This window comes from Thauera sp. DNT-1 (genome assembly GCF_055393985.1).
On the sequence record NZ_AP043752.1, the window covers coordinates 4,392,825 to 4,414,640 of the forward strand.

Below are 21,816 nucleotides of genomic sequence, written 5' to 3' on the forward strand. Positions count from 1 at the left end.
GGTGCGCGGTCGGCGATCGCTGCCTCAGAGTTTCTGCGCGGCCAGATACTGCGCGTAGTTGCCTTCGGCAACCGCCTCCCACTGCACGGCGTCGGCGAGGAAGCGGCTGTAGTCGGGGTAGATCTTCTTCCAGTTGGCGTTCTTCTCGTTCAGCTCGGCGTACACCTCGCGCGAAGCCTTGAATGCGCCGTCCATGAAGTCCTTCGGGAAGCGCGACAGCTTGGCGCCTTCGGCGATGAGCTGCTTGAGCGAGGACGGGTTGCGGGCGTCGTAGCGTGCCTGGCAGGTGGCGTGGGCGGCGCGGCTGGCCTGCTCGATGATCGCCTTGTACTCGGCCGGCAGGCCGTTCCACTGCTTGTCGTTGATGTAGATCGAGAACTGCGTGCTGCCTTCCCACCACGCCGGGAAGTAGTAGTGTTGCGCGACCTTGTGCAGGCCCAGCTTGAGGTCGTCGTAGGGGCCGATCCATTCGGCGGCGTCGATCGTGCCCTTTTCCAGCGACTGGTAGATCTCGCCAGCCGGGATGTTCTGCGGCACCGCGCCGAGCTTGGCGAGCACGCGGCCACCGAAGCCGCCGATGCGCATCTTCAGGCCTTCGAAGTCCTTGACCGACTTGATCTCCTTGCGGAACCAGCCGCCCATCTGCGCGCCGGTGTTGCCGCAGGGGAAGTTCACGATGTTGAACTGGGCGTAGAACTCGCGCATCAGCTTGAGGCCGTTGCCTTCGAACATCCACGCGCTCATCGCGCGCGAGGTCATGCCGAAGGGGATGGTGCAGTCGAAGGCGAAGGTCTCGTCCTTGCCGAAGAAGTAGTAGGGCGCGGTGTGTGCGCACTCGATGGTGCCCTGCTGCACGGCATCGACCACGCCGAAGGCGGGTACGAGTTCGCCCGCCGGGTGCACCGAGATCACGAACTTGCCGCCGGTTGCATCGGAAACGTACTTGGCGAATGCCTCGCTTGCACCGAACACGGTGTCCAGGGACTTCGGAAAGCTGGAGGCCAGGCGCCAGCGGATCTGCTGTTGAGCGTTGACGATGGCCGGTGCGGTGCCGGCGGCGAGAATGCCGGCCATGCCGGCGCCCTGCAGGAATTTACGACGTTCCACGGTGTCTCCTTGTCGCGTGAGGTGTGATGTGTGATCGAAACCTTCGATGCGATTATAGGAAGACCCGATTCCGGGCCGTAATCCACGGAAAACCCTAATGGCGGTCGTCTACGTCATTTTCGATGCGCTTCGCATCAGGTTCCGGGCAGTTCGTCCAATGCGTCGGCGAGGTGACGCTCGTCGGCCCATGCGATCAACCGCCAGCTTCCGGCCGTGTGTTCGATCCAGTTGAGCGCGGCGTTCGGGATCGCGAAATCGCGCACGCCCTCGAGCGTCTTGCCGGTGGCCAGGCGGTGGGCGATGTCGAGCACGCCGCCGTGGGTCACCACCACCACCGACTCGCCGGCGTGGCGTGCGGCGATCTCCTCCAGTGCCGCATGCACGCGCGCGGCGAGCCCGTGCAGGCTCTCGCCGCCGCCGTCGAGCGCCACTTGCGGATCGCGCTTCCTGAAGTGCTGCCAGGCCTGCGGCTGCTGGTGTTCCGCTTCCTCGAAGGTCAGTCCCTGCAGCACCCCGTAGTGACGCTCGCGCAGGCGTGCGTCGTGGGTGGCGGCGAGGCCGTGTGCGCGCGTGACCGCGTCGGCCGTCTGGCGCGCGCGCTGCAGGTCGCTGCTGTAGAGCGCGGCAAAGCGTTCGCCGGCGCGCGCGAGGCTGCGCGCGGTGGCCTCGGCCTGGGACAGGCCGCGCGGATTGAGCGGCACGTCGATGTGGCCCTGCAGGCGGCGCTCGGCATTCCAGGCGGTCTCACCGTGGCGTACGAGGCAGATCCGGCAAGCAAGTGCGGATTGTGTCGAGTTTCGTGTTTTCATCGTGATCGGCAAGCTGTCGCCCGGCGAGGGCGGCCCTTGTGGGATAATCGAGATTTTAAGGCCTGCCGGCTCGCAAAGCGGCACCGGGCGGCGTCCCGCCCCGGTTTCCGGAGTTTTCCCGTGTCTTCTCTGCTGCGCTTATCCCGCTTGATCGACTGGATCAACGAACGGGTCGGACGCGCCGTGATGTGGCTGGTGCTGGTCGCCGTGGTGATCAGCGCCGGCAACGCCCTCGTCCGCAAGCTGTTTAACACAAGTTCCAACGCCCTGCTCGAGATCCAGTGGTACCTGTTCGCCGCGATCTTCATGCTCGCCGCGGGCTACACCTTCCTGCGCAACGAGCACGTGCGCATCGACATCCTCACCAGCCGGCTGTCGCCGCGTGGGCAGAACGTCGTGGACATCGTCGGCATCCTGTTCTTCCTGCTGCCGATGGCCGGGCTGATCCTGTGGCTGTCGTGGCCGATCGTGATGACCTCGCTCGCCTCGGGCGAGATGTCGCAGAACTCCGGCGGCCTGATCCGCTGGCCGGTCAAGATGATGCTGCCGCTCGGTCTCGGCCTGCTCGTGCTGCAGGCCTTCTCCGAGCTGGTCAAGCGCATCGCCTTCCTCGCCGGCCACGGCCCCGACCCGTTGCAGAAGAAGTCCTCCGGCGCAGCGACCGCGGACCTGGTCGCAGCGATCAAGGCGCAGCGCGAGGGGAGGGTGGAGCCATGACCGAGTTCGTCGTCGCCAACATGGCGCCGCTGATGTTCGCGTCCATGATCCTCTTCCTGCTGTTCGGCTTTCCGGTGGCGTTTGCGCTCGCGGCCAACGGCATCCTGTTCGGCCTCGTCGGCATCGAGCTCGGCCTGCTCCACGGTGCGCTGTTCCAGGCGCTGCCGGAGCGCATCTTCGGCATCATGGCCAACGACACCCTGCTCGCGGTGCCTTTCTTCACCTTCATGGGGCTGATCCTCGAGCGCAGCGGCATGGCCGAGGATCTGCTCGACACCATCGGTCAGTTGTTCGGGCCGATCCGCGGCGGCCTCGCCTTCGCGGTGATTTTCGTCGGCGCGCTGCTCGCGGCGACCACCGGCGTGGTCGCGGCCTCGGTGATCTCGATGGGTCTGATCTCGCTGCCGATCATGATGCGCTACGGCTACGACCATCGCCTCGCCACCGGCGTGATCGCCGCCTCCGGGACGCTGGCGCAGATCATCCCGCCCTCGCTGGTGCTGATCGTGATGGCCGACCAGCTCGGCCGCAGCGTCGGCGACATGTATCAAGGCGCGCTGGTCCCGGGCTTGGTCCTCACCGGCCTGTATGTGGTCTATGTCGCGGTGGTGGCGATCTTCCGGCCGTCGCTCGCGCCGGCGATGCCGCCCGAGGCGCGGACGCTGCGCGAGCCCGATGGCGCCAGCGGGTTGCGCTCGCTGGCCCTGCTGACCGTGGTCGCGGGCGCCGGCGCCTGGCTCTTCGCCAGCCAGATCTATCGCGCCGATGCACCGCGCGACGAGGTGGTGGTGGTGTCGGCGATGGCCGGGATCGGCATCGCGTTCGTGGCAGCGATGGTCAACCGCATCTTCGGCATCGGCCTGCTGTCGCGCATGGCCGAGCGCGTGACCTTCGTGCTGATCCCGCCGCTCGGGCTGATCTTCCTCGTCCTCGGCACCATCTTCATCGGCGTCGCGACGCCGACCGAGGGCGGTGCGATGGGGGCCCTCGGCGCGGTGCTGATGGCGCTCGCGCGCCGGCGCCTGTCGCTGCCGCTGCTCAGGCAGGCGATGGATTCGACCACCAAGCTGTCGTGCTTCGTGGTCTTCATCCTGATCGGCTCCAGCGTGTTCGGCCTCACCTTCCGCGGTGTCAACGGCGACCTCTGGGTCGAGCACCTGATGACCTCGCTGCCCGGCGGGCAGACCGGCTTCCTGGTCGCGGTGAACCTGCTCGTCTTCGTGCTCGCCTTCTTCCTCGACTACTTCGAGCTCGCCTTCATCATCGTGCCCCTGCTCGCGCCGGTGGCGGACAAGCTCGGCATCGACCTGATCTGGTTCGGCGTGCTGCTGGCGGTGAACATGCAGACCTCCTTCCTGCATCCGCCCTTCGGCTTCGCGCTCTTCTTCCTGCGCTCGGTGGCGTCGGAGAAGGTGAAGACGGCGTCGATCTACTGGGGTGCGGTGCCCTTCGTGATCATCCAGCTCGTCATGGTCGGCCTCATCATCGCCTTCCCCGGCCTGGTGTCCTACGGCGACGCGGGCGCCAAGCCGGCGCAGCAGCAGGAACTCGACCTCGAGCAACTGCTGCAGGGCGGCGGCGGGGCCGCAGCGGCGGGCGATTCGAACGCCGACCTGATGCGGAAACTGCAGGGCGACTGAGTGCGCGCACCATGAAAAAAGCCGGGCATGCCCGGCTTTTTTTGCGCCTGAAGCCTGAAGCCCGTCAGCGCACCGACTGCATGAAGCGGTCGAAGCCCGCCTCGGCGACGCTGAACCACGCGTTCTGCGACTTGCGGTACTTCTCGAACTCGGCGTAGATCTTGGCCCACGCCGGGTTCTTCGCAGCCTCCTCGGCGTACAGCTCGCGCGAGATGTCGAAGGCCTTCTTCATGATCTCGTTGGAGAAGTTCTGCAGCTTGACGCCCTGCGCGAGCAGGCGGGCGAGCGCCTGCGGGTTCTTGTGGTCGTACATCGCGGTCATCTGGATGTGCGCCTCGCGCGAGGCGGCGCGGAAGGCGGCCTGGTATTCCTTGGGCAGCTTGTCCCACTCGGCCTTGTTCACATAGAAGTGCACCACCGGGCCCGGCTCCCACCAGCCCGGCGAGTAGTAGTGGGGCGCGACCTTGTAGAAGCCGAGCTTCTCGTCGTCGTAGGGGGCGACCCACTCGGCGGCGTCGATGGTGCCCTTCTCGAGCGAGGGGTAGATGTCCGAGCCGGCGATCTGCTGCGGGATCGCGCCCATGCGCGACATGATCTCGCCGGCGATGCCGGCGATGCGGATCTTCAGGCCCTTGATGTCCTCCAGGGTGTTGATCTGCTTGCGGTACCAGCCGCCCATCTGCACGCCGGTGTTGCCGCCGAGGAAGGAATACACGTTGTAAGTGCCGTAGAACTCGTCGAGCAGCTCCTGGCCGCCGCCGCCGATGATCCAGGCGTCCATCTGGCGCGCGTTCATGCCGAAGGGCACGGCGGTGCCGAAGGCGAAGGTCTTGTCCTTGCCGACGTAGTAGTAGGAGCACGAGTGGCACATCTCGACCGTGCCCTGCTGCACCGCGTCGAGCGCCTGCAGGCCGGGGACGATCTCGCCGGCCGGGAAGATGCGGATGTCGAACTTGCCGCCGGTGATCTCGCGCAGGCGGTTGGCGAGCAGTTCGGCGCTGCCGTACAGGGTGTCGATGCTCTTGGGGAAGCTCGAGGTCATGCGCCACTTGATCTCGGGCAGGCCGGTCTGGACGGCGGGGGCGGCGACGGCCGCGGTGGAGGCGACGCCTGCGGCGGCACCGGCGGCAAGGCCGACGCTGGCCTTCTTGAGGAATGAACGACGTTCCACGATTTCTCCTTGTGTTCGGGGGTGGATTCCAGCGAATTCAGCGAACGATTATAGACGCCGCTCGCGCAACGGGACGGAAAGGTACCGCGCTGGCGGGATGAAGTCCGGACACCGGCTCAGCGCCCGGCGACCTTCATGCGCTCGATCAGCACCGAGCCGCACAGCTTGGCGCCGCGCGGCAGGGCGTCGTTACCCACCGCGACGATGCCGCGGAACATGTCGCGCAGGTTGCCGGCGATGGTGATCTCCTCGACAGCGTGCTTGATGCGGCCCTTCTCCACCCAGAAGCCTGCCGCACCGCGCGAGTAATCGCCCGTGACGTAGTTCACGCCGTGGCCGAGCAGCTCGGTCACGAGCAGGCCGCGGTCCATCTGCCGGATCAGTCCGGCGAGGTCCTGCTCGCCGGGCTTCACGATCAGGTTGTGCGAGCCGCCGGCGTTGGCGGTGGTCTGCAGGCCGAGCTTGCGCGCCGAATAGGCGGAGAGGAAGTAGCCGTTCAGCACCCCGTCGGTGACCACCTCGCGGTCGCGGGTGGCCACGCCGTCGCCGTCGAAGGGGCTGGAGCCGAAGGCCTTCTTCAGGTGCGGGCGCTCGGCGATGCTCACCACCGGCGAGAACACCTGCTTGCCGAGGCTGTCGAGCAGGAAGCTCGACTTGCGGTAGAGCGAGCCGCCGCTCACCGCCTGCACGAAGTTGCCGACGAGCGCCACCGCGAGCTGCGCCTCGAACAGCACCGGCACCTCGCAGGTGCGGATCTTCTTCGCACCCAGGCGCGCCAGCGCGCGCTCGCCGGCGCGCCGGCCAACCTCCTCGGCCACCATCAGCTCGGCAGGGTCGCGCCGCGAGTCGTACCAGTATTCGCGCTGCATGGCGTCGCCCTCGCCGGCGATCACCGAGCACGACAGACCGTGGCGGGTGGTGGCGTAGCCGCCGAGGAAGCCGTGGCTGTTCGCCGACACGAAGTGCGACTGCTGGATCGAGGTGTTGGCGCCCTCCGAGTTGCCGATCTTCGGGCTGACCGCGAAGGCGGCGTCCTCGCAGCGGCGGGCGAGTTCGATGGCCTGCGCGACGTCGATGTTCCACGGATGGAAGAGGTCGAGCTCGGGCATGTCCTTCGCCTTCGCCATCAGCGCCGCGTCGGCCAGCCCGGCGCAGGGGTCGGGCGCGGTGAAGCGCGCGATCGAGAGCGCGGCGTCCACCGTGGCCTTGAGCGCCTTCTTCGAGAAGTCGGAGGTGCTCGCGTAGCCGCGCTGCTGGCCGAGGTACACCGTGACGCCCACCCCCTTGTCGCGGTTGTACTCGATGGTGTCGACCTCGCCGCGGCGCACCGCGACCGACTGGCCGAAGCCCTCGGAGACGTCGGTCTCGCACGACGAGGCGCCGTGCTTGCGGGCGTATTTCAGGATGTCGGTGGCGATCTCGGCGAGATGCGCCTGCGAGAAGGAGAAGCCTTGGCTGGACATGGGCGGGCCGGGTGCGTGCAAAGGCTATAATCTTACCCCGATCGAGCCAGCCCCCCATGCAAGCAATGCGCCACCACCATTCCGACCCCGCGGACGAGGACGATTTTCCCGAGCCGCCGAGCAAGAGCAGCCGCAAGCGCGAGATGCAGGCGCTGCAGGACCTCGGCGAGCAACTCGTCGCGCTCTCGCCCGAGCGCCTCAAGAAGGTGCCGCTGCCCGAGACCCTGTACGAGGCCATCCGCGCCGCCCAGGGTTTCAAGATGGAGGCGCGCCGCCGCCAGCTGCAGTACATCGGCAAGCTGATGCGCAAGATCGACCCCGAGCCCATTCAGGCCCAACTCGACATCTTCGCCGGCAACTCCGCCGCCGAGGTGGCGAAGATGCACCGCCTCGAGCGCCTGCGCGAGCAGCTGCTCGAAGACGAGCAGACCATCGGCACCATCGCCGAGACCTGGCCCGAGGCCGACCTGCAATACCTGCGCACCCTGCGCCGCAACGCGCTCAAGGAGCGCGAGGCCGCCAAGCCGCCGAAGTCCTTCCGCGAGATCTTCCGCGTGCTGCGCGAGCTGCAGGAAGCCCGCGACGCCGCCGCCGAGGCGGCGGAGACCCCGTCCGACGAGGACGCCGCAGAACAGGGACCGAACTCATGAGCGAACACATCCGCATCGGCCTCGTGTCGATAAGCGACCGCGCCTCCGAGGGCACCTACGAAGACCAGGGCATCCCCGCGCTGAAAGACTGGCTGGGCAGGGCGCTCACGTCGCCGTGGAGCGCCGAGACCCGGCTGATCCCCGACGAGCGTGCGTTGATCGAGCGCACCCTGGTGGAGCTGGTCGACCGGGCCGGCTGCAACCTCGTGCTCACCACGGGCGGCACCGGTCCGGCGGTGCGCGACGTGACCCCCGAGGCCACGCTCGCGATCGGTGACAAGGAGATGCCCGGCTTCGGCGAGGAGATGCGCCGCATCAGCCTGAACTTCGTACCCACCGCGATCCTGTCGCGCCAGGTCGCGGTGATCCGCGGCAAGTGCCTCATCATCAACCTGCCCGGCCAGCCCAAGTCGATCCGCGAAACCCTCGAAGGCGTGCGCGACGCCGACGGCAGCGTGCGCCACGTCGGCATCTTCGCCGCAGTGCCGTACTGCATCGACCTCGTCGGCGGTCCGTATGTCGAGACCGACGACGCGATGATCAAGGCCTTCCGCCCCAAGCACGCGATGCGGCCGAAGCAGGCGTGAGCACCTCGAGCGCAGCGGCGACGCTGACCTGGGAAGAGCTTGCGGACGACGGCAGCGTGCGCCGCTGCAGTGCGCGCTGGCGTTCCGAGAGCGGCCAGGCGCCACCGCGCCGGGTGGTGATCGCCGACGACACCACCAAGGCCGATGCGGCCTGGCGCCTGGCCTGCGAGGGCAGCGCCCTGCTGTGGCGCGGCGACTACCACAACGCCCGCCAGCTGCTGCAGGCGATGGCGCGCCGCGCCGACGCGCGCGCGCGGAAACCGGGCAGGGCGGCCAAGCCGGGCAAGGCGCCGGCCACGCCCGCCGAGGCCTTCCACCTCCACCGCATGGCGCAGGCGCAGCGCGCGCGCGCCCTGGGCATGCTGCTGATCCCCTTCGAGGCCGGCGTGCGCATTCCGCTGCGGCGCGCGCCCGAGGTCGCCGAAGTCGTCGCCGAGGCGGTCGCCGGCACAGCGGATGCGGACCTCGCTGCGGCACCCTTCGTGATGTCGCTGCGCGAGCTGCTCGGCCTCGTCGGCGCGCACGAGTGGCGGCGCAAGGGCGTCGCCATCCCTGCGCTCGGCGAGCGCATCCACCCCTGGTACGGCGTTTATTCGCCGATCCGCGGCGAATACCTGGACCTGATCGCGCGCGCGCCGCTGCCCGCGACCACGCTCGCCTTCGACATCGGTACCGGCACCGGCGTCATCGCCGCGCTGCTCGCGCGCCGCGGGGTGGCGCGCGTGGTGGCCACCGACGTGTCGCCGCGTGCGCTGGGTTGCGCGCAGCAGAACCTCGCGCGCCTCGGGTTGCTGGCCGGGGCCGCGGCGGACGAGGGCGCCCCGGGCACAACCTCCTGCACGATCCCGGGCGCCGCTGCGCCCGAACTTCAGGTTTCCGCCGGCCGCGTGCAGTTGCTCCAGGCCGATCTCTTCCCGCCCGGCCGCGCGCCGCTGGTGGTGTGCAACCCGCCCTGGGTGCCGGCCAAGCCGAGCTCGGCGATCGAGTACGCGGTCTACGACCCCGACAGCCGCATGCTGCGCGGCTTCCTCGCCGGCCTGGCGGAACACGTGGAGGAAGGTGGCGAGGGCTGGCTGATCCTGTCGGACCTCGCCGAACACCTCGGCCTGCGCAGTCGCGCCGAGCTTCTCGGCTGGATCGAGGCCGCGGGACTGCGCGTCCTCGGACGCGAGGACATCCGTCCGCGCCACGGCAAGGCGGCCGATGCGGACGATCCGCTGCATGCGGCGCGCGCGGCGGAAACGACCTCGCTCTGGCGCCTGGCTCCGCGCTGAGGCGTGGCGCCGCCGGGCCCGACGGCGCCGCGGTGCCGCCTACTGCCGCGGCACCAGCCGGATCACCTTCTTCTCCAGGTGCTTCGCCGGCGGCGGCACCGAGAGCTGCCGCCGGCGTTCGAGTTCGCGCCACCAGCCGCGCAGGCCGAGCAGCACGGCGAGGATGCTCGCGTAGAGCAGCGGACGCCCGATGTCCGCCTTCACCAGCCACCAGAAGTGCACCACGGCGAAGATCGCGATCGCATAGACAGAGCGGTGCAGCGACTGCCAGCGGCGCCCGCCGAGGCGTCGGATCGCGAAGCTGTTCGAGGTCGCGGCGAGCGGAATGAGCAGCACGAAGGCGGCGAAGCCCACGGTGATGAAGGGGCGGTCGAGGATGTCGAGGGCGATCGCGTTCCAGTCGAAGAACTGGTCCAGCCACAGATAGATCGCGAAGTGCCCGAGCGCGTACGCGAACGCGAAGAGGCCGAGCATGCGGCGCAGGCGCAGCAGCCAGTGCAGGCCGCTGAAGCGGCGCAGCGGCGTTACGGCGAGTGTGATCAGCAGCAGGCGCAGCGTCCATTCCCCGCTCGCGCGCGTGATCGTCTCGATCGGGTTGGCGCCGAGCGCGTTCGCCTGCCAGCCGAGCGCAAGGTTCACTGCGGGCAGCAGGCAGAGGGCGAACACGATCGCCTTGAAGGCGACGATCGTGCCCGCGGAGGGGCTTCTGAGGGAAAGATTCATCGTTGCGGTCGGCGGGATGCAGTGCTCAGTAGAACTTCTTCAGGTCCATGCCCTGGTACAGGCTCGCGACCTGCTCCGCATAGCCGTTGAACATCTGCGTCGGGCGCTTGCGCAGCTCGCCGATGCGGCGCTCGGTAGCCTGGCTCCAGCGCGGATGGCGCACCTCGGGGTTCACGTTGGAGTAGAACCCGTACTCCTGCGGCGCGAACTTGTTCCACGCGGTCGCCGGCTCCTTCTCGGTCAGGCGGATGGTGACGATCGACTTGGCGCTCTTGAAGCCGTATTTCCACGGCACCACCAGGCGCAGCGGCGCGCCGTTCTGCTTGGGCAGCGCCTCGCCGTACACGCCTACCGCGAGCAGGGTCAGCGGGTGCAAGGCCTCGTCCAGGCGCAGGCCCTCGGTGTAGGGCCAGTCGAGCACGTCGCGGATCATGATCTTCGGATCGTAGTGGGTGACGAACTCGACGTACTTGGCGCTGCCCAGGGGCTCGACCTCCTTCAGCAGCGCGGCGAGCGGGAAGCCCACCCAGGGCACCACCATGGACCAGCCTTCGACGCAGCGCAGGCGGTAGATGCGTTCTTCCAGCGGTGCCAGGCGCAGCAGCTCGTCGATGTCGAAGCGGCGCGGCTTGCCGACCAGGCCCTCCACACGCACCGTCCACGGGCGCACCTCCATCTTGTGGGCGTTGCGCGCCGGATCGGCCTTGTCGGTGCCGAACTCGTAGAAGTTGTTGTAGCCGGTGACCGCGTCGCGCTCGCTGAGCGGTTCGGTCGTGCTCAGTGCCGAGGGCACGGTCTGCAGCCGGGTCGATGCGCGCGCGGCGCCGGGCAGGCCGTGCCACAGCGCCGCGCCCGCCACCAGCCCGGTGCCGCTGCGCGCGAGGAAGTTGCGACGGCGCTCGAACAGGCTGCGCGGGGTGATTTCGGAGGGCGGGACGTCGGCGGGCTTGTGGATCAGCATGATTGCGGACTCGTCTGGAACGGAGGATTCGGTGGTGCGCGGCGGGCGGCAGTGTACGAACAGACGCGCGCCGCGCCGATCGGTTCATCCCATCCGGCCTATAGTCTGCATTGCGTCCAGCCATGCTCGCCTTTCCGCTAGAATCAGGCATCCCAGCAAAGATCCGAGAAAGAGCCTCGCATGTCCGCCTCCATCAAACTCCACATCGACGACGTCCGCATCCAGGAGATCAAGGAGCTCGTGCCGCCCGCGCACGTGCTGCGTGAATACCCTGCCACGCCGAAGGCGGCCGAGGTTGCCTACGAGGCGCGCCAGGCGATCCATCGCATCCTGTACGGCGCCGACGATCGTCTGCTGGTGGTGATCGGCCCGTGCTCGATCCACGATGCCAAGGCGGCGCTGGAGTATGCGCACAAGCTCAAGGCCGAGGCCGAGCGCGTCAAGGACGACCTGCTGATCGTGATGCGGGTGTATTTCGAGAAGCCGCGCACCACCGTGGGCTGGAAGGGCCTGATCAACGATCCCGGGCTGGACAACAGCTTCCGCATCAACGACGGCGTGCGTCTGGCACGCAAGCTGCTGTGGGAGGTGAACGAGATCGGCCTGCCCGCCGGCACCGAGTTCCTCGACATGATCACCCCGCAGTACATCGCCGACCTGATCGCCTGGGGCGCGATCGGCGCGCGCACCACCGAGAGCCAGGTGCACCGCGAGCTCGCCTCCGGCCTGTCCTGCCCGGTAGGCTTCAAGAACGGCACCGACGGCAACCTGCGCATCGCCGCCGACGCGATCAAGGCCGCGCAGGCGCCGCACCACTTCCTGTCGGTGACCAAGGCCGGGCACTCGGCGATCGTGTCGACCCGCGGCAACGAGGATTGCCACGCCATCCTGCGCGGCGGCAAGGAGCCCAACTTCGACGCCGACAGCGTCGAGGCCGCCAGCCGCGAGCTCGCCGCGGCCGGAGTGTGCAACAAGGTCATGGTCGACTTCTCCCACGGCAACAGCCGCAAGCAGCACCGCCTGCAGATCGAGGTGGCGAAGAACGTCGCCGCCCAGCTTGCCGCCGGTGACGACCGCATCATGGGCGTGATGGTCGAGTCGCACCTCAAGGAAGGCCGCCAGGACCTCGTCCCGGGCAAGGAGCTCGAGTACGGCAAGAGCGTCACCGACGCCTGCATCGGCTGGGAAGACAGCATCGACGTGCTCGACATCCTCGCCGAGGGTGTGCGCCAGCGCCGCGTCAAGCGCGCCGCCGAGTTCTGAGCGCGGGCGCCGTTCGCTCGGCCTGCCCCCGGCGGGTCCGTCCGCCCCTGGCGCCTCACTCCCGACTCCTCACGCGCGCGGGCGCATGCGCAAGATCATCCACTGCGATTGCGACTGCTTCTACGCGTCGGTCGAGATGCGCGACGACCCCACGCTGCGCGGCAGGCCGGTCGCGGTGGGCGGGCGCGCCGAGACGCGCGGCGTCATCGCAACCTGCAACTACGAGGCGCGCGCCTTCGGCGTGCATTCGGCGATGCCCACCGCGCGTGCGCTGCAGCTGTGCCCGCAGCTCGTCCTGCTGGCGCCCGACTTCGAGCGCTACCGCGAGGCCTCGCGCCGCATCCTGGCGATCTACCACGACTACACGGCGCTGGTGGAGCCGCTCTCGCTCGACGAGGCCTACCTCGACGTGACCGGGGTCGAGCGCTGCCGCGGCTCGGCCTCGCTGATGGCGCAGGAGATCCGCGCGCGCATCCGCGCCGAGGTCGGCATCACCGCGTCGGCGGGCATCGCCCCCAACAAGTTCATCGCCAAGGTGGCGAGCGACTGGAACAAGCCCGACGGCCAGTTCGTGGTGCGGCCGCAGGACGTCGACGCCTTCGTCGCCGCGTTGCCGGTGAAGAAGATCTTCGGCGTCGGCAAGGTCACCGCGGCCAGGCTCGCCCGCCTGGGCGCGCACACCTGCGCCGACCTGCGCGCCTGGAGCGTGGCGGAGCTCACACGCGAGTTCGGCAGCTTCGGCGCCAGCCTGCACCGCCTGTGCCGCGGCATCGACGAGCGCCCGGTGCAGCCCGACCGCGTGCGCAAGTCGCTTTCGGTCGAGACCACCTACACGCCCGACCTGCACGACCTCGCCGCCTGCCGAGCGGGCTTGCTGGCGCTGCTGGAAGACTTCCTCCGCCGCTTCGAGCGCGCGCGCGATCGCCCGCCGGTGCACAAGGCCTTCGTCAAGGTGCGCTTTTCCGACTTCAGCCGCACCACCGCCGAGTGCATCGCCAGCGCGCCCGACCAGGCCACCTGGCTGCGCCTGCTCGACGAGGCGCATGCGCGCAAGGCGCTGCCGGTGCGCCTGCTCGGCGTCGGCGTGCGCTTCGCCGAGGACGAGGGCGGCGAGCGGCCGGCGCAGATCCCGCTATTCGATCCCGAATCCGATCCCAACCCCGATCCCGCGCGCGCAGCGGCGGAACCCCACTGACGCGGAGCCTGCGATGCCCGACCTCGAAACCAGCGCGGCCGCGGCCGAACCCCCGCCCGCGCCGCAGCCGCCTGCGGTCGCCGGCGAGCAGCCGGTGGGCATCGGCGCGCTCTACCGCGCGCTGTGGGAGCACGCCGCAGGCGCGCGCCAGTTGCTTCTCTACGCCTTCCTGCTGCTGCTCGCGTCTCAGCTCTTCAAGCTCGCCGTGCCCTGGCTGGCGGGCAACGCGATCAACCACATCCAGTCCGGCGGGCTGGAGGGCATGAGCGAGGCCGGGCGCTGGCTCGGCATGGTGTTCGCGGCCATCGTCGCGAGCTGGCTGCTGCACGGGCCGGGGCGCATTCTCGAACGCAACGTGGCGCTCAAGGTGCGTGAGCGCCTGTCGGCGCTGCTCGTGGGGCGCCTGCTCGCCGCGCCGCTGGCCTGGCACGAGCGCCACCACTCCGGCGAGACCACCCACCGCATGCAGCAGAGCACGCACGCGCTCTACGACTTCGCGCAGAGCCAGTTCATCTACCTGCAGAACACCGTGCGCCTGGTGGGGCCGATCGTGGCGCTGTGGCTGATCTCGCCGCTGGTGGGTGCGGTGGCCCTGGTCGGCTACGGCCTCATCGGCCTGCTCATCACCCGCTTCGACCGCGTGATGATGCGCGTGGCGGTGGAGGAGAACCGCGCCGAGCGCGCCTACTCCGCGACCCTGGTCGATGTGCTCGGCAACGTGCTGTCGGTGCTCGCGCTGCGCCGCGGCGAGGGCGTGGCGCGGCTGATCGGCGAGCGCCTGGCGGCGGTGTTCGGGCCGCTGAAGAAGAGCATCGTGCTCAACGAGGCCAAGTGGTGCGCGGTGGATCTGCTCGCGAGCGCGCTGTGGTGCGTGCTGGTCGGAGTGTATGCGGCCGAGGCCGCGGGTGTGTTCGGCTTCGGCGCGGCCGCGGGCGGGGCTGCGGCGGCGGCCGGCACGATCGCGCTCGGCAAGGTCTTCATGGTGTACGAGTACTCGCAGCAGGCCGGCGGGGTGATCACCGCGATCGCGGCGCACTTCCAGTCGCTCGCGCGCCAGCGTGCCGACTACGCCGCGGCCGAGCCGCTGTTGTCCGCCGCGCCGGCGCCGCGTCCGGCCGACGGCGAGGACATCGCCGCCTCGGGTTGGCGCACGTTGAGCCTGGAGGGCGTGCGCTTCGCCCATGGCGACGGGCGCGCGAGCGCGCTCGAGCTCGACCGCCTGGCGCTCGTGCGCGGCCGCCGCTACGCCCTGGTCGGCCCGAGCGGCGCGGGCAAGACCACGCTGCTGCGCCTGCTCGCCGGGCTGGACGCGCCCATGGCGGGTGTCCTGTCGATCGACGGCGAGGCGGTGCCCGCAGCCGCCACCGCGGCGGTCGTCGGCGAGCGCGTTCCCAGCGCTGGCGGCTTGCCGAGCGACGCCGGGGGGCTGGCGGCGATGCCGGCGCGTCTGCGCCATCTCGCCACCCTGATCCCGCAGCAGGCCGAGATGTTCGACGGCACGCTGGCCGAGAACCTGCTGCTCGGTGCCGGTCGCACGCCCGAGCGCATCGAGGCCGCGCTGCATGCGGCGTGCGCAGACTCCGTGGTCGAGGGCCTGGCGCAGGGGCTGGACACGCGGGTGGTGGAGGGGGGCGCGAACTGGTCCGGCGGGCAGCGCCAGCGCCTCGCGCTCGCCCGCGGCGTGCTCGCCGCCGCAGGCACCAGCCTGCTGCTGCTCGACGAACCCACCAGCAGCCTGGACCCGGAGACCGAGGCGCGCGTCTACCAGCGCCTGTTCGCGCATTTCCCGGACGCGGCGCTGGTGTCCTCGGTGCACCGCCTGCACCTGCTCGATCGTTTCGACGAGGTCATCCTGATGCGCGCCGGCCGCATCGAGGCGGTCGGCCGCGCCTGGGAGCTGGCGCAGAGTTCGGCCTTGTTCCGCGAACTCCTCGCCGCCCAGGCGGTGAGCGGAGAGGAGGCGTCGCAGGGGTGAAGCCGGGGAGCGGCACGCGCTGCACCCCGTCCGGGCGCGCCGGCATGAGCGACGCCCGTCGCGATCGGGCGCTTCCGGGGCGGAGGCGCGGATTCCAAGCGCCGCAATCGCGACTCGCGTCGCTCCTACGAGAAACGACGTGGCTGCGGGAGGCGGCCCTCAGGCATTCTTCCGCTTTTGCCAAAGCACGTCGCCGCGGCCGCCGGCGCGGTTGAGCACGCGGCCGAGCACGAAGAGGAGGTCGGAGAGGCGGTTGAGGTACTGGCGCGGGGCGTCATTCACCGACTCCTCGAGCGCCAGCGCCACCAGCGCGCGCTCGGCGCGGCGGCACACCGTGCGGGCGTGGTGGGCGTAGGCGGCGGCGCGGGTGCCGCCGGGCAGGATGAAGTCCTTGAGCGGCTCGAGCGGTTCGTTGAAGCGGTCGAGCTCTTCTTCAAGGTGCGTCACCTGCTTGCCGGTGATCATGCTCATGCCCGGGATGCACACCTCGCCGCCGAGGTCGAAGAGGTCGTGCTGCACGTTGGTCAGCAGCACGCGCACGTCCTCGGGCAGCTCCTCGCACAGCAGCAGGCCGATGATGGCGTTGGTCTCGTCGACCTCGCCCAGGGCGTGGATGCGCAGGCTGTTCTTGGAGACGCGCTTGCCGTCGCCCAGGCCGGTGGTGCCGGCGTCGCCGGTGCGGGTGTAGATCTTGGAGAGCCGATTGCCCATGTTGTCCTCCTGTCCGGGGTGGTTGTCGTAACGCATAATTATAGGCGTCATGGGCGGAAATTGACTTCGATCGCAGCGCGTCATACGATGCATTACGTTGTGTAATACAGGAGGCCGGCCCCATGACCCTGTCGATCCGTCTCGATCCCGAGCTCGAGTCCGAACTCGCGCGTGCCGCCGCGCAGACCGGCCGCAGCAAGAGCGAGCTGGTCAAGGCCAGCCTGCGCGAATACCTCGCCCGGCTTGCGCCGCGCAAGACGCCCTACGAGCTCGGCAAGGACCTGTTCGGCGATCCGTCCGCCACGGCGGCGACGCTCGATCTCACCAGCAAGGACCGCGTCCGTAGCACCATCGTGGAGCGGCTGCGTGCTGAGAACGATCGCTGACTCCGGGCCGCTGATCGCGCTGTTCGAGCCCGCCGAGTGCAACCACGTACGCGTGCGCCGCTTCATCGAGAACTACGAGGGGGCGCTGCTGACCACCTGGCCGGTGCTGACCGAAGTCGGTCATATGCTCGGTCATTCGGTCGATCGCCAGCTCGCCTTCCTGCAATGGGTGGAGCGTGGTGGCGTGGAGGTGACGACCCCCGGCGCGGGCGCCGTCTCGCTGATCCGCCAGCTCTCCGAAAAATACCGCGACCTGCCGATGGATATCGCCGGCGGGTCGCTGATCGTGCTCGCGCTCGAGAGTGGTGTGCGCGACATCCTGACACTCGACCGGGACTTCGACGTCTATCGTCTCCCCGATCGCTCCCGATTCAACAACGTCCTGGCCACGACCTGACATGAAATCCGCTGAAATCCGCGACGCCTTCCTCAAGTTCTTCGAATCCAAGGGCCACCAGATCGTGGCCTCCAGTTCGCTCGTGCCGCACGAGGACCCGACGCTGCTGTTCACCAACGCCGGCATGAACCAGTTCAAGGACGTGTTCCTCGGCTTCGACAAGCGTCCCTACACCCGCGCCACCACCTCGCAGAAGTGCGTGCGCGCCGGCGGCAAGCACAACGACCTCGAGAACGTCGGCTACACCGCGCGCCACCACACCTTCTTCGAGATGCTCGGCAACTTCAGCTTCGGCGACTACTTCAAGCGCGACGCCATCGCCTACGCCTGGGAGCTGCTGACCGAGGTCTTCAAGCTGCCCAAGGACAGGCTCTGGGTCACGGTGTATGCCGAGGACGACGAGGCCTACGACATCTGGACCAAGGAGGTCGGCGTGCCGGCGGAGCGCGTGATCCGCATCGGCGACAACAAGGGCGCGCGCTACGCCTCGGACAACTTCTGGATGATGGGCGACACCGGCCCTTGCGGCCCGTGCACCGAGATCTTCTACGACCACGGCGACCACATCTGGGGCGGCCCCCCGGGATCGCCCGAGGAAGATGGCGACCGCTACATCGAGATCTGGAACAACGTGTTCATGCAGTTCAACCGCGACGAGCAGGGCGTGATGCATCCGCTGCCCAAGCCCTCGGTGGACACCGGCATGGGCCTGGAGCGCATCTCGGCGGTGCTGCAGCATGTGCACGCCAACTACGAGATCGACCTGTTCCAGGCGCTGATCAAGGCGGCGGCGCGGGAAACCTGCAGTGCCGACATGGACTCGCCCTCGCTGAAGGTGCTGGCCGACCACATCCGCGCCTGCTCCTTCCTGATCGCCGACGGCGTGACCCCGGGCAACGAGGGCCGCGGCTACGTGCTGCGCCGCATCATCCGCCGCGCCATCCGCCACGGCTACAAGCTCGGCGCGCGCGCCGCGTTTTTCCACAAGATGGTGCCCGACCTGGTCGCCGAGATGGGCAGCGCCTATCCCGAGCTGAAGGACGGCGAGCGCCGCATCATGGACGTGCTGCGCCAGGAAGAAGAGCGCTTCTTCTCCACCATTGAGAATGGCATGGCGATCGTCGAGGCCGAGCTCGCCGCGATGGAAGCAGCGGGCAAGAAGGTCTTCGACGGCGACACCGCCTTCAAGCTGCACGACACCTTCGGCTTCCCGCTCGACCTCACCGCCGACATCTGCCGCGAACGCGAGGTCACCGTCGACGCGCTCGCCTTCGATGCCGCGATGGCGCGCCAGAAGGAGCAGGCGCGCGCCGCCGGCAAGTTCAAGATGGCCGCCAACCTGGAATACGACGGCCCCGAGACCACCTTCCACGGCTACACGCTGCTGGAAGAGAAGGGCAACATCCTCGCGCTGTACAAGGACGGCGCTCCGGTCAATGAGCTGCTCGAGGGCGAGATGGGTGTGGTCGTGCTCGACCACACCCCGTTCTATGCCGAGTCCGGCGGCCAGGTCGGCGACCGCGGCGAGCTGCGCGCCGCCGCCGGCATCTTCGGCGTGGAAGACACGCAGAAGATCCAGGCCGCGGTGTTCGGCCATCACGGCGTGGTGCGCACCGGCAAGCTGGCGGTCGGGCAGGGCGTGGTCGCGCGGGTGGACGTCGCCGCGCGCGCCGCCACCGCGCGCAACCACTCGGTCACCCACCTGATGCACAAGGCGCTGCGGGAAGTGCTTGGCGCCCACGTGCAGCAGAAGGGCTCGCTGGTCGATCCCGACAAGACCCGCTTCGACTTCGCCCACACCGCGCCGATGAGCGCCGAGGAGATCCGCGAGGTCGAGGAGATCGTCAACCGCGAGATCCTCGCCAACGCCGCCACGCAGGCCGAGGTGATGGCGCTGGAGGCGGCGCAGAAGTCGGGCGCGATGATGCTGTTCGGCGAGAAGTACGCCGACGAGGTGCGTGTGCTGTCGATCGGCACGTCGAAGGAGCTGTGCGGCGGCACCCACGTGGCGCGCACCGGCGACATCGGCCTGTTCAAGATCGTCGGAGAGGGCGGTGTCGCCGCCGGCATCCGCCGCGTCGAGGCGATCACCGGCGAGAACGCGCTGCGCTACGCCCAGGAGCAGGAGCGCCGCGTGCAGGGCATGTCGGCGCTGCTCAAGGTCCAGCCCGACGAGGTCGCCGAGCGCGTCGCCGGCATCCTCGACAACGTTCGTGCGCTGGAGAAGGAACTGGCCCGCCTCAAGAGCAAGCTCGCGGCCAGCCAGGGCGACGAGCTGGTGAGTCAGGCGGTCGAGATCAAAGGCATCAGGGTGCTCGCCGCCCTGCTCGAAGGCGCCGACGCGCCGACCCTGCGCGACACCATGGACAAGCTCAAGGACAAGCTCAAGTCGGCCGCGATCGTGCTCGCCGCGGTCGCCGACGGCAAGGTCAGCCTGATCGCGGGCGTCACCGCCGACCACACCGCCAAGGTCAAGGCTGGCGAGCTGGTCAACTTCGTCGCCCAGCAGGTCGGCGGCAAGGGCGGCGGCCGCCCCGACATGGCCCAGGCCGGCGGCACCCAGCCGGAGAACCTGGCGGCGGCGCTGGCGGGGGTGAAGGACTGGGTGGCCGGGAAGCTGTAAGCGCGATCTTCAGCGCGGCGAGCGCGAGCGGCGCGCGTTTGCGATCCGGCCTTGCATGCAGGACGACGCCCGGCGATTGCCGGGCGTCGTTTTTCGAGACGGGCTCCGGCGCAGGCGGTGCCGTCGGTGCAATGGAGAATCCCGCGAACGCTCGTTTGCAGGAAAAGATTAGCCAGACTAGACTAAACAAGTGTCCGAGGAGGCCTCCATGCAATCCGTAAATATGCTGCAGGCAAAGTCATCCTTGTCCCGCCTGGTGGAGGCGATCGAGTCCGGCCGGGAGCGCGAGATCGTCATCGCCCGCAACGGCCGTCCTGCCGCGCGGCTCGTTCCGATGGAGAGCGCGTCCGTGGGGCCGCGCATCGGGGTGGCCAAGGGCAGGTTCGAGGTGCCCGACGACATCGACGCCAGCAACGAGGACGTCGCCAGGCTGTTCCTCGCCGGAGGCTGATCTTGAATCTGCTTCTGGATACGCATGTCGCGCTGTGGGCCATCACCGACCACCCCAGGCTGCCGCAGGCCGCGCGCGATCTGATCCTGTCGCCCAAAACGACGGTATGGGTCAGCGTCGCAAGCGTCTGGGAGATCGCCATCAAGCATGCGCTCGGGCGTGGAGACATGCCGGTGTCCAGCCGGGATGCCGTGTGCTATTTCACCGCCTCGGGGTATCGCCTCCTGGCGATCGAGCCCGAGCACGTCGTGGCGGTCGAGACCTTGCCCGCGCATCATCAGGACCCTTTCGACCGTCTTCTGGTGGCACAAGCACTGGTCGAGCCGATGCGCCTGGTCACGCACGATCGTTTCGTGGCGCTCTACAGCGACACCATCATCAAGATCTGAATCTCCGGAGTCCGACATGCGCCGACTGCTTTCCCTCCTCGCCCTGCTTCCCCTTGCCGCTGCGATCGCAGCCGGGCCGCAGACCACGACCTTGCCCTCGGGCGTCACCGTCGAGACCTACCGCGTGGGCGAGACCGGCGCGCCGCCGACGCTGGCCGACGTGGTGCGGGTGCACTACCAGGGCACGCTCGCCGACGGCAAGGAGTTCGACAGCTCCTACAGCCGCGGCCGCCCGGCGGAGCTGCCGCTGGAGGCCCTGGTGCCGTGCTGGAAGGAAGTGCTGCAGCAGATGAGGCCGGGCGGCGCGGTGCGCATCGTATGTCCGCCGGAGACCGCCTACGGCAGTCGCGGCGTGCCCGGCCGCATCCCGCCCGACAGCACGCTGAACTTCGTGATCGAGCTGCTCGAGGTCAAGCGCTGAGGCGGTCGGTGCCGCGTCAGGCGGTGGGTGGGCGCTCGCCACCGGCCCCCCGCAGCGCGGCCAGCTCGGCGCGGATCGCGCGCAGTTCGGCGACCACCGCGTCGTGGTCCACGCCGACCAGCTCGCGGGTCTGCTCCTGCTCCTCGTGTTCGACCGCGCTCATCGAATCGACCACGATGGCGATGAAGAGGTTGAGCACGGCGAAGGTGGTGAGCAGGATGAAGAGGACGAAGAAGATCCACGCGTAGGGATAGGCCTCCATGACCGGGCGGGCGATGCCCATCGACCACGACTCCAGGGTCATGACCTGGAACAGGGTGTAGAAGGATTCGCCGATGCTTCCGAACCACTCCGGGAAGCTCGCGCCGAAGAGCTTGGTGCTCATCACCGCGGCGACGTAGAACACGAGCAGCAGCAGGGTGAGCACCGAGCTCATGCCGGGGATGGCGCGCAGCAGCGCATTGACGACCTTGCGCATCGAGGGCACCACCGACACCAGGCGCAGCGCGCGCAGGATGCGCAAGGAGCGCAGCACCTGCAGGCCTTCGCCGGTGGGGGCGAGGGTGATCGCGACGATGGTGAAGTCGAACACGTTCCAGCCGCTGCGGAAGAAGCGCAGGCGGTAGACGTAGAGCTTGAGCGCGAGCTCGACCACGAACACCGCAAGCGCGGCGCGGTCGAGCGCGAGCAGCAGTCCGCCCGCCTGTTGCATGGCGGTGGGCGAGGTCTCGAGGCCGAGGGTGATCGCGTTGATGACGATCACCATGACGATGAAGCGCTGGAAGGCGGCGGATTCGACGAGGCGTTGCAGGGTGACGGTCATGTCGGGTCGGGGGGAGGTAGGGGGGCGGTAGGGGTAGGGGATTCAGGGGGGGCGGCACCTGCTTTTCCGGCGGGATCGCG

22 protein-coding genes are annotated in these 21,816 nt (G+C 68.9%); 14 read left to right on the forward strand and 8 right to left on the reverse strand.

Going from position 1 to position 21,816, the window contains the following annotated elements; translation table 11 throughout:
- Nucleotides 1-24: 24 nt before the first annotated feature.
- A complete protein-coding gene (locus tag ACZ5PP_RS20180) occupies nucleotides 25-1,107 on the reverse strand; it encodes a TRAP transporter substrate-binding protein (RefSeq protein WP_464826526.1) in 1,083 nt (360 codons plus the stop codon).
- Between the two features lie 134 nt (nucleotides 1,108-1,241).
- The gene (locus ACZ5PP_RS20185; RefSeq protein ID WP_012585080.1) at nucleotides 1,242-1,916 is read right to left on the reverse strand and encodes a histidine phosphatase family protein; all 675 of its coding nucleotides are present in this window, start codon (nucleotides 1,914-1,916) and stop codon (nucleotides 1,242-1,244) included.
- 120 nt (nucleotides 1,917-2,036) lie between these two features.
- Here ACZ5PP_RS20185 and ACZ5PP_RS20190 point away from each other — a divergent pair, with 120 nt between their 5' ends.
- Entirely contained in the window at nucleotides 2,037-2,633 is a 597-nt protein-coding gene (locus ACZ5PP_RS20190; RefSeq protein ID WP_012585081.1) for a TRAP transporter small permease subunit, read from the forward strand.
- Nucleotides 2,630-4,273 carry a TRAP transporter large permease gene (locus ACZ5PP_RS20195; protein WP_043742818.1) on the forward strand — a complete coding sequence of 548 codons (1,644 nt, stop codon included), beginning with the start codon at nucleotides 2,630-2,632 and terminating at the stop codon, nucleotides 4,271-4,273. Before ACZ5PP_RS20190 ends, ACZ5PP_RS20195 begins: the two co-directional genes overlap by 4 nt.
- A 64-nt stretch (nucleotides 4,274-4,337) precedes the next feature.
- On the opposite strand, the gene ACZ5PP_RS20200 is transcribed toward ACZ5PP_RS20195, so the two are convergent.
- Together ACZ5PP_RS20200 and pmbA are read right to left on the reverse strand one after the other, a co-directional pair.
- Nucleotides 4,338-5,444: a TRAP transporter substrate-binding protein gene (locus tag ACZ5PP_RS20200; protein ID WP_043742816.1), complete on the reverse strand. Its 1,107-nt coding sequence runs from the start codon at nucleotides 5,442-5,444 to the stop codon at nucleotides 4,338-4,340.
- A 116-nt stretch (nucleotides 5,445-5,560) separates the two neighbouring features.
- Nucleotides 5,561-6,907 (reverse strand): metalloprotease PmbA, encoded by a 1,347-nt coding sequence (pmbA, locus tag ACZ5PP_RS20205; protein WP_012585083.1) that lies wholly within the window; start codon nucleotides 6,905-6,907, stop codon nucleotides 5,561-5,563.
- Between the two features lie 65 nt (nucleotides 6,908-6,972).
- Between pmbA and yjgA the strand changes: the two genes are divergently transcribed.
- Genes yjgA through ACZ5PP_RS20220 form a run of 3 tightly spaced genes read left to right on the forward strand, consistent with a single transcriptional unit; the run spans nucleotide 6,973 to nucleotide 9,418 of the window.
- Nucleotides 6,973-7,557 carry a ribosome biogenesis factor YjgA gene (gene yjgA / locus ACZ5PP_RS20210; protein ID WP_004313537.1) on the forward strand — a complete coding sequence of 195 codons (585 nt, stop codon included), beginning with the start codon at nucleotides 6,973-6,975 and terminating at the stop codon, nucleotides 7,555-7,557.
- Nucleotides 7,554-8,144, forward strand: a complete 591-nt coding sequence (gene mog, locus ACZ5PP_RS20215) for a molybdopterin adenylyltransferase (protein WP_004313539.1) — start codon at nucleotides 7,554-7,556, stop codon at nucleotides 8,142-8,144. Before yjgA ends, mog begins: the two co-directional genes overlap by 4 nt.
- A gap of 23 nt (nucleotides 8,145-8,167) precedes the next feature.
- Nucleotides 8,168-9,418 (forward strand): methyltransferase domain-containing protein, encoded by a 1,251-nt coding sequence (locus ACZ5PP_RS20220; RefSeq protein WP_464827072.1) that lies wholly within the window; start codon nucleotides 8,168-8,170, stop codon nucleotides 9,416-9,418.
- A gap of 39 nt (nucleotides 9,419-9,457) precedes the next feature.
- Here the strand turns inward: ACZ5PP_RS20220 and ACZ5PP_RS20225 are convergent, their stop codons facing one another.
- Both ACZ5PP_RS20225 and msrP read right to left on the reverse strand, forming a co-directional pair.
- On the reverse strand, nucleotides 9,458-10,141 hold the full coding sequence (locus ACZ5PP_RS20225) for a protein-methionine-sulfoxide reductase heme-binding subunit MsrQ (protein ID WP_004325147.1): 684 nt from the start codon (nucleotides 10,139-10,141) through the stop codon (nucleotides 9,458-9,460).
- Nucleotides 10,142-10,166: 25 nt separating this feature from the next.
- Nucleotides 10,167-11,102 carry a protein-methionine-sulfoxide reductase catalytic subunit MsrP gene (msrP, locus tag ACZ5PP_RS20230; RefSeq protein WP_004325145.1) on the reverse strand — a complete coding sequence of 312 codons (936 nt, stop codon included), beginning with the start codon at nucleotides 11,100-11,102 and terminating at the stop codon, nucleotides 10,167-10,169.
- 180 nt (nucleotides 11,103-11,282) lie between these two features.
- Between msrP and aroG the strand changes: the two genes are divergently transcribed.
- From aroG to ACZ5PP_RS20245, 3 genes are all read left to right on the forward strand, one after another.
- Nucleotides 11,283-12,365 (forward strand): 3-deoxy-7-phosphoheptulonate synthase AroG, encoded by a 1,083-nt coding sequence (aroG, locus tag ACZ5PP_RS20235; RefSeq protein ID WP_004325143.1) that lies wholly within the window; start codon nucleotides 11,283-11,285, stop codon nucleotides 12,363-12,365.
- Between the two features lie 85 nt (nucleotides 12,366-12,450).
- Nucleotides 12,451-13,560: a DNA polymerase IV gene (gene dinB / locus ACZ5PP_RS20240; RefSeq protein WP_004325141.1), complete on the forward strand. Its 1,110-nt coding sequence runs from the start codon at nucleotides 12,451-12,453 to the stop codon at nucleotides 13,558-13,560.
- A gap of 13 nt (nucleotides 13,561-13,573) precedes the next feature.
- On the forward strand, nucleotides 13,574-15,535 hold the full coding sequence (locus ACZ5PP_RS20245; protein ID WP_464826527.1) for an ABC transporter ATP-binding protein: 1,962 nt from the start codon (nucleotides 13,574-13,576) through the stop codon (nucleotides 15,533-15,535).
- A gap of 159 nt (nucleotides 15,536-15,694) precedes the next feature.
- Here the strand turns inward: ACZ5PP_RS20245 and ACZ5PP_RS20250 are convergent, their stop codons facing one another.
- Nucleotides 15,695-16,246: a cob(I)yrinic acid a,c-diamide adenosyltransferase gene (locus ACZ5PP_RS20250; protein ID WP_004324319.1), complete on the reverse strand. Its 552-nt coding sequence runs from the start codon at nucleotides 16,244-16,246 to the stop codon at nucleotides 15,695-15,697.
- Nucleotides 16,247-16,368: 122 nt separating this feature from the next.
- On the opposite strand from ACZ5PP_RS20250, the gene ACZ5PP_RS20255 reads away from it, so the two are divergent.
- From ACZ5PP_RS20255 to ACZ5PP_RS20280, 6 genes are all read left to right on the forward strand, one after another.
- Nucleotides 16,369-16,632, forward strand: a complete 264-nt coding sequence (locus ACZ5PP_RS20255; protein ID WP_004324317.1) for a ribbon-helix-helix protein, CopG family — start codon at nucleotides 16,369-16,371, stop codon at nucleotides 16,630-16,632.
- On the forward strand, nucleotides 16,613-17,029 hold the full coding sequence (locus ACZ5PP_RS20260; protein WP_287470620.1) for a type II toxin-antitoxin system VapC family toxin: 417 nt from the start codon (nucleotides 16,613-16,615) through the stop codon (nucleotides 17,027-17,029). The genes ACZ5PP_RS20255 and ACZ5PP_RS20260 overlap by 20 nt, the downstream gene beginning before the upstream one ends.
- A gap of 1 nt (nucleotide 17,030) precedes the next feature.
- Nucleotides 17,031-19,652, forward strand: coding sequence for an alanine--tRNA ligase (alaS, locus tag ACZ5PP_RS20265; RefSeq protein ID WP_464826528.1), 2,622 nt, complete (start codon nucleotides 17,031-17,033; stop codon nucleotides 19,650-19,652).
- Nucleotides 19,653-19,860: 208 nt separating this feature from the next.
- Nucleotides 19,861-20,103, forward strand: coding sequence for a type II toxin-antitoxin system Phd/YefM family antitoxin (locus tag ACZ5PP_RS20270; RefSeq protein WP_004324311.1), 243 nt, complete (start codon nucleotides 19,861-19,863; stop codon nucleotides 20,101-20,103).
- 2 nt (nucleotides 20,104-20,105) lie between these two features.
- Nucleotides 20,106-20,492, forward strand: coding sequence for a type II toxin-antitoxin system VapC family toxin (locus ACZ5PP_RS20275; protein WP_004324309.1), 387 nt, complete (start codon nucleotides 20,106-20,108; stop codon nucleotides 20,490-20,492).
- Nucleotides 20,493-20,508: 16 nt separating this feature from the next.
- A complete protein-coding gene (locus ACZ5PP_RS20280; protein ID WP_004324307.1) occupies nucleotides 20,509-20,913 on the forward strand; it encodes an FKBP-type peptidyl-prolyl cis-trans isomerase in 405 nt (134 codons plus the stop codon).
- Between the two features lie 16 nt (nucleotides 20,914-20,929).
- On the opposite strand, the gene ACZ5PP_RS20285 is transcribed toward ACZ5PP_RS20280, so the two are convergent.
- A complete protein-coding gene (locus tag ACZ5PP_RS20285) occupies nucleotides 20,930-21,736 on the reverse strand; it encodes an ion transporter (RefSeq protein ID WP_043742805.1) in 807 nt (268 codons plus the stop codon).
- Nucleotides 21,737-21,816 lie beyond the last annotated feature (80 nt).

Bases quoted from the DNA above. Each gene is read 5' to 3' on its own strand.
- ACZ5PP_RS20280 (WP_004324307.1), top strand. From the start codon at position 20,509: ATGCGCCGACTGCTTTCCCTCCTCGCCCTGCTTCCCCTTGCCGCTGCG.
- pmbA (WP_012585083.1), bottom strand. From the start codon at position 6,907: ATGTCCAGCCAAGGCTTCTCCTTCTCGCAGGCGCATCTCGCCGAGATC.
- aroG (WP_004325143.1), top strand. From the start codon at position 11,283: ATGTCCGCCTCCATCAAACTCCACATCGACGACGTCCGCATCCAGGAG.
- msrP (WP_004325145.1), bottom strand. From the start codon at position 11,102: ATGCTGATCCACAAGCCCGCCGACGTCCCGCCCTCCGAAATCACCCCG.
- ACZ5PP_RS20195 (WP_043742818.1), top strand. From the start codon at position 2,630: ATGACCGAGTTCGTCGTCGCCAACATGGCGCCGCTGATGTTCGCGTCC.
- yjgA (WP_004313537.1), top strand. From the start codon at position 6,973: ATGCGCCACCACCATTCCGACCCCGCGGACGAGGACGATTTTCCCGAG.
- dinB (WP_004325141.1), top strand. From the start codon at position 12,451: ATGCGCAAGATCATCCACTGCGATTGCGACTGCTTCTACGCGTCGGTC.
- ACZ5PP_RS20255 (WP_004324317.1), top strand. From the start codon at position 16,369: ATGACCCTGTCGATCCGTCTCGATCCCGAGCTCGAGTCCGAACTCGCG.
- ACZ5PP_RS20285 (WP_043742805.1), bottom strand. From the start codon at position 21,736: ATGACCGTCACCCTGCAACGCCTCGTCGAATCCGCCGCCTTCCAGCGC.
- mog (WP_004313539.1), top strand. From the start codon at position 7,554: ATGAGCGAACACATCCGCATCGGCCTCGTGTCGATAAGCGACCGCGCC.
- ACZ5PP_RS20185 (WP_012585080.1), bottom strand. From the start codon at position 1,916: ATGAAAACACGAAACTCGACACAATCCGCACTTGCTTGCCGGATCTGC.
- ACZ5PP_RS20245 (WP_464826527.1), top strand. From the start codon at position 13,574: ATGCCCGACCTCGAAACCAGCGCGGCCGCGGCCGAACCCCCGCCCGCG.
- ACZ5PP_RS20225 (WP_004325147.1), bottom strand. From the start codon at position 10,141: ATGAATCTTTCCCTCAGAAGCCCCTCCGCGGGCACGATCGTCGCCTTC.
- ACZ5PP_RS20250 (WP_004324319.1), bottom strand. From the start codon at position 16,246: ATGGGCAATCGGCTCTCCAAGATCTACACCCGCACCGGCGACGCCGGC.
- alaS (WP_464826528.1), top strand. From the start codon at position 17,031: ATGAAATCCGCTGAAATCCGCGACGCCTTCCTCAAGTTCTTCGAATCC.
- ACZ5PP_RS20270 (WP_004324311.1), top strand. From the start codon at position 19,861: ATGCAATCCGTAAATATGCTGCAGGCAAAGTCATCCTTGTCCCGCCTG.